General features: G+C 34.5%; 10 protein-coding genes. 2 read left to right on the forward strand and 8 right to left on the reverse strand.

Going from position 1 to position 12,692, the window contains the following annotated elements:
• Positions 1 to 54: 54 nt before the first annotated feature.
• Positions 55 to 2,850 (forward strand): excinuclease ABC subunit UvrA, encoded by a 2,796-nt coding sequence (gene uvrA, locus JO950_RS06010; protein ID WP_202701818.1) that lies wholly within the window; start codon positions 55 to 57, stop codon positions 2,848 to 2,850.
• An 82-nt stretch (positions 2,851 to 2,932) separates the two neighbouring features.
• Here the strand turns inward: uvrA and JO950_RS06015 are convergent, their stop codons facing one another.
• The 8 genes from JO950_RS06015 to JO950_RS06050 form a co-directional block, all read right to left on the reverse strand.
• Positions 2,933 to 3,181, reverse strand: a complete 249-nt coding sequence (locus JO950_RS06015; RefSeq protein WP_230000439.1) for a hypothetical protein — start codon at positions 3,179 to 3,181, stop codon at positions 2,933 to 2,935.
• A 293-nt stretch (positions 3,182 to 3,474) separates the two neighbouring features.
• Entirely contained in the window at positions 3,475 to 5,127 is a 1,653-nt protein-coding gene (locus tag JO950_RS06020; protein ID WP_202701820.1) for a mechanosensitive ion channel family protein, read from the reverse strand.
• Between the two features lie 95 nt (positions 5,128 to 5,222).
• Positions 5,223 to 6,692, reverse strand: a complete 1,470-nt coding sequence (locus tag JO950_RS06025) for a lipopolysaccharide biosynthesis protein (protein WP_202701821.1) — start codon at positions 6,690 to 6,692, stop codon at positions 5,223 to 5,225.
• A 40-nt stretch (positions 6,693 to 6,732) separates the two neighbouring features.
• Entirely contained in the window at positions 6,733 to 8,016 is a 1,284-nt protein-coding gene (locus JO950_RS06030) for a glycosyltransferase family 4 protein (RefSeq protein ID WP_202701822.1), read from the reverse strand.
• A 32-nt stretch (positions 8,017 to 8,048) separates the two neighbouring features.
• Complete coding sequence (locus tag JO950_RS06035) at positions 8,049 to 8,522, reverse strand: nucleotidyltransferase (RefSeq protein WP_202701823.1); 474 nt, start codon at positions 8,520 to 8,522, stop codon at positions 8,049 to 8,051.
• On the reverse strand, positions 8,522 to 8,686 hold the full coding sequence (locus tag JO950_RS06040) for a hypothetical protein (RefSeq protein ID WP_202701824.1): 165 nt from the start codon (positions 8,684 to 8,686) through the stop codon (positions 8,522 to 8,524). Before JO950_RS06040 ends, JO950_RS06035 begins: the two co-directional genes overlap by 1 nt.
• Before the next feature lie 68 nt (positions 8,687 to 8,754).
• A complete protein-coding gene (locus tag JO950_RS06045) occupies positions 8,755 to 11,184 on the reverse strand; it encodes a YfhO family protein (protein ID WP_202701825.1) in 2,430 nt (809 codons plus the stop codon).
• Between the two features lie 50 nt (positions 11,185 to 11,234).
• Positions 11,235 to 11,555, reverse strand: coding sequence for a DUF4834 family protein (locus JO950_RS06050; RefSeq protein WP_230000435.1), 321 nt, complete (start codon positions 11,553 to 11,555; stop codon positions 11,235 to 11,237).
• 89 nt (positions 11,556 to 11,644) lie between these two features.
• On the opposite strand from JO950_RS06050, the gene JO950_RS06055 reads away from it, so the two are divergent.
• The gene (locus tag JO950_RS06055) at positions 11,645 to 12,622 is read left to right on the forward strand and encodes a transporter (protein WP_202701826.1); all 978 of its coding nucleotides are present in this window, start codon (positions 11,645 to 11,647) and stop codon (positions 12,620 to 12,622) included.
• Positions 12,623 to 12,692 lie beyond the last annotated feature (70 nt).

The following is a 12,692-nucleotide window of genomic DNA, read 5'->3' on the forward strand; positions in this document are numbered from 1 at the left end:
GATTGACAAAATTGCAATCAAAATTGATTACTTTTGTAGAAATTGACTTTTTTTATGCAAATTGATCTTTCGACACTCGACCCAAAACATAATATTATCATTAAAGGCGCACAGGTACATAATTTAAAAAATGTAGATGTAGCAATACCCCGAAATAAACTAGTTGTTATTACAGGCCTTTCAGGATCAGGTAAGTCGAGTCTTGCATTCGATACCTTGTATGCCGAAGGGCAGCGTCGTTATGTCGAAAGCTTATCTTCGTATGCGCGTCAGTTTTTGGGGCGTCTGGACAAGCCAAAAGTAGAATACATTAAAGGTATTGCGCCTGCCATTGCAATTGAGCAAAAGGTTAACACCACCAATGCGCGTTCTACTGTGGGGACTTCAACAGAGATTTACGATTATATGAAATTGCTTTATGCCCGAATTGGTCGTACCTATTCACCTGTTTCAGGTCAGGAAGTAAAGAAAAATACGGTAACAGATGTGATTGCCGATGTAAAAACTTTAGAATTGGACAGTAAATGGCTCCTCCTTGCCCCTATTCATCTTGAAGAAGGCAGACAATTGGAAGACAAACTGAAAGTACTGCTTCAGCAAGGTTTTGCTCGTATTTTAGTTCATAATGAAATGGTTCGTCTGGATGATTTTACATCTTCAGACATTCATCAGTTAGACAATAAAGATATACTGCTCATTATTGACCGAATTGTGGTTAAAGAGGAAGAAGAATTCTACAATCGCCTCGCCGATGCAGTACAGACCGCTTTTTTTGAAGGAAAAGGCATTTGTTTTTTACAAGAACTGAACTCCGATAAAAAATTCTCTTACTCGAATAATTTTGAGCTTGACGGAATTACTTTTTTAGAGCCTAACGTTCATTTATTCAGTTTCAACAACCCCTACGGAGCCTGTCCGGTTTGTGAAGGCTACGGAAATATTATTGGCATCGATGCTGATTTGGTGATTCCAAATACTTCTCTGTCCGTTTTCGAAAGCGCCATTTACCCCTGGAGAGGTGAAAGTATGAGCTGGTACAAAGACGAACTGGTCAAACATGCTTATAAATTTGATTTTCCTATTCACAAACCTTTCTTCGAACTTTCAGAAGAACAGAAAGATCTAATCTGGAAAGGAAACCAATATTTTCAAGGTCTAAATGATTTTTTTAAAGAACTTGAAGAGAAAAACTATAAAATCCAAAACCGCGTAATGTTGTCCCGCTACCGTGGAAAAACAAAATGCCATGCCTGCCGTGGCAAACGCCTGCGCGAAGAAGCATCTTATGTAAAAATAAACGGTAAAACAGTCTCAGATTTAGTCGATTTGCCCATCAAACATTTAGTAACTTTTTTCAAGAACATTGATCTAAATGTTTACGAACAGCAAATTGCAAAACGATTAATGGTCGAAATCAACAATCGTTTGTCTTTTTTAACTGAAGTTGGTTTAGATTACCTGACTTTAAATCGAAATTCGGCAACACTTTCAGGCGGTGAGTCGCAACGTATCAATCTTGCTACTTCTTTGGGAAGCAGCCTAGTTGGATCAATGTACATTCTGGATGAACCCAGTATTGGTCTGCACCCAAAAGATTCTGAAAGGTTAATTAAAGTTCTATTGTCACTTCGTGATCTGGGCAATACGGTAATCGTAGTTGAGCACGACGAAGATATTATGAAAGCCGCCGATATGATTATTGATATTGGTCCCGAAGCGGGTACATTTGGTGGAAAACTGGTCGCTCAGGGTACATATAAAGAAATCTTGAAATCAGATTCACTAACCGCCCAATATCTGAACGGTGATTTAGAAATTTCTGTTCCGAAAAGAAGACGTAAATTCAAAAACCATATTGACATTGTAGGAGCAAGAGAGAACAACTTAAAGAATATTAATGTCACTTTTCCATTAGACGTTTTAACGGTCATTACCGGAGTTTCCGGAAGCGGAAAAAGTACATTGATTAAAAAGATACTGTTCCCGGCCATGCAGAAAAAACTGGACAGTGCTGCGGAAAAAGCAGGTCAGTTTAGTGAACTAAAAGGTTCGTTTTCGCAAATCAAACATATCGAATATGTCGATCAGAACCCAATTGGAAGAAGTTCAAGATCCAATCCGGTAACTTATATCAAAGCCTACGATGATATTCGGGACTTGTATGCTAAAGAAAAACTCTCCAAAGTAAGAGGATATCAGGCCAAACACTTCTCTTTTAACGTCGATGGCGGCCGTTGCGAAACTTGCAAAGGAGAAGGCTCAATAAATGTCGAGATGGTCTTTATGGCCGATGTTTCACTACCGTGTGAAACCTGTGGAGGAAAACGTTTCAAAAAAGAAATTCTAGAGATTAATTTCGATGAAAAAAACATCAACGATATTCTTACGATGACCATTGATGATGCAATTGCTTTTTTCGACAAGAATAAACAATCCAAAATTACTCAGAAGTTACAGCCCTTGCAGGATGTAGGCTTAGGATATGTACAGTTAGGACAATCCTCTTCTACTCTTTCGGGCGGTGAAGCACAGCGTATTAAACTGGCTTCTTTTTTAGTCAAAGGAGCTACAAAAGATAAAGCCTTATTTGTTTTTGATGAGCCAACAACCGGCTTACATTTTCATGACATTAAAAAATTAATGACTTCCTTTGATGCCTTAATCGAAAAAGGACATTCTATAATTGTCATTGAACACAATCTTGACCTCATAAAATGTGCCGACTGGATTATTGATTTGGGACCGGAAGGTGGCGAAAATGGCGGTCATCTACTAGCCGCAGGAACTCCCGAAGATATTGTAAAAGTAAAAGAATCGGTTACTGGAGTGTACTTGAAAGACAAACTTTAACCTTAACAAAAATTTCAATATAAAAAATCCAAACCTCAATATTACAATTGAGATTTGGATTTTTTATTTCATATCTAAGCTGTTATGCCACTAAACATTTTTCTTCAAAAGGAAAACCATCTTCGTCAATGGCAACTAATATTTTCTTTTGCTTGGTGGCTTCTATAGTCAGATAAAGCCATGCAAACGACCACAATCCGAGGGTAAGGCAAAAAATCGTAAAGTTTAAACTGTGATTTACTACTTTTCCGCCTTTACTCAAAACCGCGAATAGCAATTCATCGTTCCTTTCTTCGAGTATAAACCCACTATTAACTTTACTTGATATCATACTAGAAAATACTTGTAAGCTTTGTTCTTGACTGAGTTGGCCGTTCTTCATAATAATTCCTTAAAAATTAATCCAAATACTACTACAATTACCTCACTATTATAAATTCCTAAAAAACATTCTAATTAAAATAAACACTATAACATGTACTTTTATTGTCAGCTTTTCATAAGATATTTTTACCCTATAACAAAAAGTGTTGCCATATTCTTAGCTAAAGTTAATTTTTATAAAATAAACCACAAAACAAAAGACTGTTAAAATTTCAAGATTACCTACAGAAATTCAAAGCTTTACCCTTTATTCTTAACATTAAAAGGAGGTGCTTGATAGTCATTGTTCAGATAATTTGCAGGAATTGTCGTCGCATTACCATCGCGAAGTGCTCCGTAATGTGGAGACATAATTTCTATTCCGGCAGCATTAAACGAATCCTGAATGTTTTGATGCAAAGACGAATAAATCCTGGGCTGTTTCGTAGGTTCTTTAGTGTAAACGTTGATCTGATACGAAACATAAAAATCATCCAGACTCGTTTGCAAAACAAAAGGACTTGGTGTCTGCTCTACCATTTCCGTTTTTAGAGCAGCTTCAATCAATGCTTTATAAATGTCTTTATACGGCACATCATACCCAATCGTAACGGTAGTATGAATCAATAAACCATTATTGGCATGTTTTGTATTGGCTGAATAATTAGTCGAAGTACTTGATAAAACAGTTGCATTAGGAATCGTAATATCTTCAAATTTAGGTGTTCTGACACGGGTTACCAAAGCCGTTTTTTCAATAACCTCTCCGCTAACATCACCAATTTTTATAAAATCACCAATCTTAAACGGACGCATATAGGTAATTACCAAACCCGCCACCATATTAGCAATCGCATTAGAAGAACCCAAAGAAAACAAAACCCCTACAAATACCGAAACACCTTTAAATATTGGAGAATCTGACCCTGGCAAATACGGAAATATAACCACCAGCATGAAAGCAAGCATCAGAAAACGAATGATGTTAAAAGTAGGCATTGCCCAATCGCTGTAAAAACCATCAATTTTAATATTCTCCTTTTTTATCTCATCAAAAAAGAACTTGATCACTCTTATGGAATATTTAAAAATGACAATGATAACCACTATAGTGACTAAACTTGGCAGAAACCCCACAAATCCCATTACCGCAAGTTTTGCAGGCGAAAGAATCCAACGCAGCAAAGTAGTTGTATAAGCTTCGGTAGCAGGAAAAATACTGAACAATAATGGTAATGAAAGATATACTATTAAAATAAGTGTTATTACTTTAATAGCACTATACAATCGCATGAGTAAAAACTGCTGCTTTTGAGGTGAGAGAATATTAATATTATTATACTTGAATCCTTTAAAGTGTCGGTCGCTATTTTTTAGGATGTACAGCTTTACCCTGCTGAATACTTTACCAACAAAGTACAAAACAAATCCAATAATTAAAACCAGTAATGCTGTATACCCCAATCTTTTTGGAAGCATGGAGTAATTGTCATTCTGATACAGAATCGCTCGTTTGATCAGGTGTAAATTTCGCTTTGCGATGAAATCTGCTGTTTGATTCTCCGCTTTTGCATCTGCATCTAAAACAGACATGATGACAAAATCATTCTTATAAACAATGTCCTGAGAAATATCTGAAGGTACAACCGAAATCGAATCAGCTATAAAGAATGAATCCTCGTATAATTTTCTGATCTTTTCTGCAATTGCATTTGCTCTGTTTTCGGGCGAAAAAGAACCTACTTTATTGTAGACATAAAAAAGTGTGTCTTTAAACGGTTTTACGGGATATCCTTTTGATTTTACTTCTTTAACAGTCGTTTTCGATGTTTGAGAACTGTCCTTCTGAGCAAAAGCCAGAGAAGAAAACAAAGTCATAAAAAGTGCTAAAAAACAAACTATTTTATTTTTCATATACTGTCAGCAATAAGTTAGTTATCTTTTCTAACAAATATAGAGACAAAACAGTTTCAAATTAAAATTACTTTTACTCCCTTTTTAGAAATCTACTAAATTTTAATTCCTATCTTTTTTAATATAGTATCGATTACTTTATTGATATCAGGAGAAATCGCAAATTTATAATTTAAATAAACATATAAAATGGTTACTAAAATTGACTTTAAAGCAATACTAACCAATTGATAAAAAGGGAATTCCCAAAAGTAAAACAATAAAAACAATGCAAATGTAATTAACATCGAATATATTGTCTGAATAGTAAAAGGATACAAATGAAGCCTTTTCACCACAAAAAGCAGTTTTGCCAAACTATATAAGGTAATGGATAATAAAGTAGCAAAAGCAGATCCGAAAATTCCAAAAATTGGAATAAAAATCATGTTTAAAATTACGGTCAACGCAACCAGCATTAATCCTAAATACAACACCATACGGTAATATTTAGTATTAAAAATGATCGCATTATTGTTTCCTAAAATTAAATCAAAGTATTTAGACAAGCCAATCATAAATACAACTGCAATTCCACCACTATATTCTTTTGGAACCAACTCGTATAACTGACCGATATTTACAAATATGCAAAGCATTACAAAGCCACCCACAATCTGTAGGTTAATTGACGTTTTTTTGTAAAGTTGATTCAACTCATCATGTTTGTTATCATGCATTAATTTTGCTGTAATTGGATATACAATCTGATGCATAGCGCGGCTTGGAACCGAAATAACCAGTGCAATATAGGTAGCAACAGAATAGAAAGCGATATTTTCTATCTGCATATATTGATTTAATATCATTTTATCCCCATCCAAAAGCAAATTAGCAACACTTCCGGATAAAATAATATAAAAAGTATATACCAGTATATCTTTTGTATTTGCAGGTATTGTAAACTGAAAAGTTGGCTTCTGAATACTAAATGCATATAACATGGTTATCAGGAATGCCAAAAAATATAAAATTGCCGTCGCATACACAAAACCTTCAACGCTAAGCCAATTATAATAAACACCTATTAATAGAAATAATGAAAATAATCGCAGCCCCACTTCCTTTACAAAATTTCCAAAAACGGAATGCATATTTACCCGCAACCAGGCATAAAAAATCTCAAAATAGGCCATGCACAATCCAATAAAAGGTATTAACCATATATAGCTTCTAACAATCGCATTCTTTTTTGACAAAAAAAACAGAATCTCATCATAAAAAACAAGACCTATCAGTAAAAGCGGGATTATTAATAACAAAGGAAATAAAACCGTAAAGGATAGAAAACGGGATTTTTCTTCCTCAGTTTGATATTGCGAATAAAATTTAACCAAAGTATTTTGCATCCCAATCGCAAATAAAGGCATAATCACATTGGCGCAAGAAGTCACATAATTAGTTAAGCCATAAAAGGTTGCACCCAAAAAAACCGGATACAAATAAAGTGTATTGATGGCTCCAATACCGAAACCTATATAAGTGATAATTGTATTCTTGAAAGACTGATTTAAAACAATACCCATTTTTAGATTTCTGATTTTAGATTTTAGATTGCAGATTAGCTTAGTTAATCAACTGTGCTAATTGCTTGGTTAGATTCTTTCTGGAATATTGTTGTAAACCAACACCATTGGCCTGTAGTTTCCCTTCTAAAAACTGATTATAAAAGCCCAAAATTACACTTTTTAACTTCGCTTTTTCAGAATAATCAAAAAATACTCCCGTATTGGTTTCTTTTATAATATCGGCAAAATCAGAACCCTGAGGTCCGATGGCTATTATTGGTCGATTGGACACCATATATTCGAATAACTTACCCGGAATTATACTTTTGGTATCTTCGGAATTAATTTCGATTAAAAGCAAAACCTGTGATTTCTTTTGGTGTGCTATCGCTTCATGATGCGAAACGTATCCTAAAAGATTCAAATAATTTTTCAAATCAAATTCAGTGATAGCATCCAATACTTCCTGACTTACTGCTCCAATTAATTTGATTTCTAAATGTGATTTAAACTCAGGAACTTCCTGAAGCAGTTCTACGAGACATTCCCATAAAAATCGAGGATTTCGATCGGATAAAAAAGATCCGATATGTGCCAACGTAAATTTTGTATCTAATGTTTGTTTCTCTACATTTTCGATGTCATAACCATTGGTAATCACTGAAATTGGCTTGTTGGTAATGGCCTCAAACTCTACTTTTGTTGTTTTACTTGTGACAATAATGGTATCGGCACTGTTGAGTACTTTATGTTCGAGGTTTTTATGCTTTTTGGCGGCATAACCCGACAAACGCAAAGCTTTATGATATCCAATTGTAGTCCATGGATCACGAAAATCAGCAAACCATTTTACATTTAATTTTTCTTTTAATTCCAGACCTATTAAATGTAGACTATGTGGCGGCCCCGAAGTAACAATCGTATCAATATCATTCTCCTTGATGTATTTCTCAAGATAAGCCACTGACGGTTTTACCCAAAAAACACGGGCATCCGGAATAAACAAATTACCACGAACCCAAAGAAAAGTTTTGTCTAAAAAGGTTTGTTTCTTCTTATGTGGAAAAATTCCCGAACTAATTTTCTTTGTTTTATTCTTTGAAAAAACAGAAGCCAGCTGATAGGGCTCCCAAATTCTGTTTTTAAGGACTACTACTTTATCGGAAATCTCATTAACCAGACCTTCATCAACAATTGGATAGGTTGGGTTTTCAGGAACATAAACTATCGGCTTTATGCCAAATTCGGGTAAATACTTTACAAATTTTAACCAACGCTGTACACCTGGTCCTCCAGCTGGTGGAAAATAATAGGTAATAATTAAGAGTTTTTTTTGTTCCAATTTATGCTATGCTATGAAGTAAGTTTATACAACTAAATATTTTTTCCTTTTTCGTCATTCAATTTTCCAAGCTCCTCAATATCTAAAATATCTTTCGGTCTGTTAGCGGCTTTTTTAGCAACAATTAAATTATCATAGTCAATAAAATAAACCGGGGTTTCACCTATCATTACAACTGTAGCATCTTCTAATAAAGAAGTAAAAGATTTATCCTCTAAGCCTTTAACAGCTGTCATAATATCTAATCGCAAACCAAAATTTAATGTAAAATCACTCCATCCAGGAATAAACTGCATAGTTTCAATGGTCTCAAAATCTCCGAGATTAATTGATTTTAGTGCTTTCCTTAAATTAATTCGATTTTCAACAGTATCTTCTAAATAAATATCAATATCTCCAGTATTCCTATTATATCCGTAGATATTTACAGCAAAGCCACCAATAGTTATATATTTAACTTTGTTTTCAAAAAAACTACGCCAAATAGCTATTATTTGCTCATTCATTACTTTTTAGATCGAATTATTCTAGCTGTCTTTATCGTATAGGAAACTTCAATAATAGCCATTAGTCTTTCCAATCTTTCCAGATAAGAAAGCTTCTTGATTTCTGCTATTCTTTTAGCTTCTAACTCTTGTGGAGTACCAAACCTTAACACGCTATCCTTCATTGTTTACTTTCTTTCTAATACACAGCAAAGATACAAAAATGATATTTCAACAATATTTTAAAACGATTTTAAGCTTTCGCCTTTTTCCTTTCAAAATAGAGCCCGCCAATCAAAAGCAGTAACATTCCAATGCAACTTGCCAATGTAATTACACTTCCTGTTTTAACAACCTGTGGTTCAAATTTAAATTCGATAGTATGTTCGCCACCCGGAATTTCCATAGCTCTTAAAACATAATCTACAGGGAAATGATCCGTAAGTTTACCATCAATATAGGCATTCCAACCATTCTTATAATAGATCTCAGAAAAAACAGCCAAACCATCTTTTCCGTTATTTGATTTGTACTTAATGTAGTTAGGCTTGTACTGTACTACCTGAATGGTTCCTGTAGTATCCCACTGTTTTTTCATTCGGGCATTTCTAAATTTACCTTCATGCTCACGAACGTTGAAAACCGCTACCGTTTTAGTATCGATATGATCCAATGCTTTCATTACATCATCCGGTTTATTTACCAGTTTAACAGTGCTTACAAACCATGCATTTCCGTTAGCATTCGGATTTACTGTTGGAAACTCTTTTCCTTCTTTATCCGTTTGTATGATATATTTTACGTTTAACATGTCTAAAACTTCGACATTGTTTTTTGCAATCTGATAGTCAAAAAGCTGCTGTATTCTTCTTGGTTTTGCGGCATGATATCCGCCTAAAGAGTGGTGAAAATAAGAAGCACGTGCACTTGACATGTTTCCGCTTACTTCAAAAACTCTGTAATGAGTCGTATCTTTTAAAATCTGAGCATCAGAAGGTGTTTCCTGAAATGGCGCAGCAATTTGTACCGGGCTCACAAAATCTTTGGCTGATACATATTTTTTATCTACAAAAAATAAATCAAAAATCATTAAAAGACCAACGATAATCAAGGTCGTATTCTGAGCCAGTTTATTTTTGATGAACAACCAAAGGATTCCAAAAGTAATCACGATAAAAAAGCCGGATCGCAATAAATCAGCAGAATACAAACTCTTTCTGTCTTCTTTTAAAGCATCTACAAAAGCAGGCCCGTAACTTTCTAAGAAATAATTATCACTGCTGCCCGTAAAATGAAACATGCTTTTAGCCAATACTAAAATCAAAATAACACCTAATCCGAAAACACCAGTCTGTACCAGGGCTTTCTGTTGCAATTTAGGCTCTTCTTTAGCTTTGAAAAAGGATTGTAATCCCATAACAGCCAAAACAGGAAAACACAATTCAAGAATAACCTGAATCGAAGACACTGCTCTAAACTTATCATACATTGGAACGTAATCGATAAAGAAGTCTGTAAGTAACGCGAAGTTTTTCCCCCAGGAAAGTATTAGCGATACTAATGCTCCTGTGAAAAACACATATTTTATTTTTCGATCATCAATAAATAAAGCTAAAACTGCTAAAAAGAAAACCACAACTCCAATATAAGCCGGAGCTGCCACTATAGGCTGATCTCCCCAATACGTCGGCATTCCCGACACAAAATCCTGTGCCTGTTCTGACGGTACTCCCTGCTCAATCATAAAGGAATACATACGGCTGTCTGTTCCTACATTTTCATGGTTTGAACCACCAAAAAGTCTTGGAGCGATTAAATTAAAACTTTCAGCAATTCCGTAACTGTATTCTGTAATATATTCACGACTTAGTGCATTTTCATTGGTCTTTTTAGAACCATCGGGATTAAAAGTTAATTCGCTGTTACTACGGGTACTAAATTTAGCATATTCACTGGTTGCCAACAAATTAGTAGCATTGGCTCCGATAGCAAAAATTCCGGCTACGGACAAAACACCGATAGCAGTTAAAAGCGATTTATATTCTTTTTCTTTGATAAAATTAAAAGCAAAATAAGCTGAAAGGATCAATAAGAAAATCAGTAAGTAATACGTCATTTGAAAGTGATTGGCATTCACTTCTAATGCAACCGCAAACATGGTAAGCAGACCTCCCCAAATGTACTTTTTTTGAAAAACGAGTATGAATCCGGCGATAACAAGCGGCATGTAGGCAATAGCATGAGCTTTTGCATTATGTCCAACACCAAGAATGATAATCAGGTAAGTAGAAAAACCAAAGGCAATTGCCCCGATAAATGCTTTTAAAGGATCGGTTTTTAAAACCAATAAGAGTCCATAAAAGCCTAAGAAATATAAAAATAAATAATCGGCAGGACGAGGAAGAAAACGTAAAGCATCGTCTAATTTACCCACAAAATCATTAGGATAATTAGCTCCCAGCTGATAAGTTGGCATACCCCCAAACGCAGAATTTGTCCAATAAGGTTCAGAATGTTCTGTAGCTCTAAAATCGTTTTGCTCTTTAGCCATTCCGGTATATTGAGCAATATCCGATTGGAAAATTTGTTTTCCTTGTAAAACCGGGTAAAAATAAATTAAAGAAACGAGGATAAAGCCCAGAATAACAAGGGCATGCGGATAGAACTTATTTACTATTTTCAATTTAGGCTGGTTTGGGTTAAATGATGAATCCTATAAATTAGGTCACAAATTTAATCTATTTCTTCGTAATCAACATAATCGCCAACCTTTTTGGTTTCACGAGGATTTTTTGCATTGGCGGTATTGATAATAATTTCATCGTTATTATTACGTGTTTTTTGCCATGTATTATCCTGACTATATTGTTGTTGTCTTTGAAAATTCTCTCCAGCTTTTTCTACTGCTTTTTTTACCAATACCGGCAAAAAGATTCGTGCTAAAAATTTAAAAATATAATAAAACGCAACGATCCACATTATCGTTTTAATCAGATTTACAAAAGATGCTTCTTGCATGATCATATAATTTTTTTTCAAAATTAATAAATCCATCGTTTAAAATTAAAATATCAATCTTAAATAAATAATAAAATATAGTACATTTGAAATGCGTTATTACTTTTTAATCCAAAAACACGTTTATGTTAAAAAATAAAAACTTTGTTACTGCAGCTCTTTGTTTATTACCTCAATTATTTTTTGCGCAGTACACTGATGTCATCAATTCAAACCGTCCTGGTGAAACGATGTCAGCCTATGCCGTTGGAAAATCAGTTATACAGGCAGAACTTGGTGTATATGGCATCAAAGAAAAACACAATCTGCTGGATTATGACGCCAATGGTTTTGGTACAGACCTGACCATTCGTTATGGTGCTTTTTTAGAAAAACTGGAACTTATTGCGGACATACAGTACCAAATGGAAAATTTTGATACGCCCTACACAAGTTATAAAAAAAACAATTTCAGACAAACGGTTTTAGGAGCCAAATATCTGATTTATGACCCCTATAAAAATTACAAAAAAGAAGCCAATATTTACAGCTATAAAGCCAATCGCAGCTTTAACTGGCACGAGTTAATTCCTGCCGTTTCGTTATTTGCCGGTGCTAATTTTGTGGGTAAAGACAATCCTTATTCTTTCTCTCCACAATCGAGTATTTCTCCAAAAGTCATGTTAATCACTCAAAATCTATTTGGCGGTGGAAAATGGGTTTTCGTAACCAATATTATTGCCGATTATATTTCAACAGACTACCCGAGCTACGGCTATGTGCTTACTCTTACACGCGGATTTAATGACAAATGGTCCGGCTTTATCGAAAATCAGGGTTATAAAAGTGACTTTTACAGCGATGCCATTGTTCGTGGCGGAGCAGCTTACCTAATTAACCCTAACCTTCAGGTGGATGCATCTGTAAGTACCAATTTCAAAAATACGCCTTCTATATTGTATGGAGGAGTTGGGGTTTCCTGGCGCTATGACGGACGTTATAAAGAAAATCAACTGCAAACTAAACGTGAAGACAGAGCCAAAAAGAATAAAGACAACAAAATGGAGCAAAGAGAAATCGATTACCAGGCAAAAGAACGAAAACGTAAATCGAAATATGAATAACCAAAACAGTAAGAAAAAAATTACTTTATATCTTTAAATAATGTAGGAAAATAATTATATTTGAAAAATT

It is taken from the genome of Flavobacterium sp. UGB4466 (assembly GCF_903469665.1).
In the GTDB taxonomy this organism is placed as follows: Bacteria; Bacteroidota; Bacteroidia; order Flavobacteriales; family Flavobacteriaceae; genus Flavobacterium; species Flavobacterium lipolyticum.

What these genes read in the sequence shown, in the direction of transcription:
- JO950_RS06025 (WP_202701821.1), bottom strand. Translation starts at nt 6,692, where the DNA reads ATGGGTATTGTTTTAAATCAGTCTTTCAAGAATACAATTATCACTTAT.
- JO950_RS06040 (WP_202701824.1), bottom strand. Translation starts at nt 8,686, where the DNA reads ATGAAGGATAGCGTGTTAAGGTTTGGTACTCCACAAGAGTTAGAAGCT.
- JO950_RS06015 (WP_230000439.1), bottom strand. Translation starts at nt 3,181, where the DNA reads ATGATATCAAGTAAAGTTAATAGTGGGTTTATACTCGAAGAAAGGAAC.
- uvrA (WP_202701818.1), top strand. Translation starts at nt 55, where the DNA reads ATGCAAATTGATCTTTCGACACTCGACCCAAAACATAATATTATCATT.
- JO950_RS06020 (WP_202701820.1), bottom strand. Translation starts at nt 5,127, where the DNA reads ATGAAAAATAAAATAGTTTGTTTTTTAGCACTTTTTATGACTTTGTTT.
- JO950_RS06035 (WP_202701823.1), bottom strand. Translation starts at nt 8,522, where the DNA reads ATGAATGAGCAAATAATAGCTATTTGGCGTAGTTTTTTTGAAAACAAA.
- JO950_RS06050 (WP_230000435.1), bottom strand. Translation starts at nt 11,555, where the DNA reads ATGGATTTATTAATTTTGAAAAAAAATTATATGATCATGCAAGAAGCA.
- JO950_RS06055 (WP_202701826.1), top strand. Translation starts at nt 11,645, where the DNA reads ATGTTAAAAAATAAAAACTTTGTTACTGCAGCTCTTTGTTTATTACCT.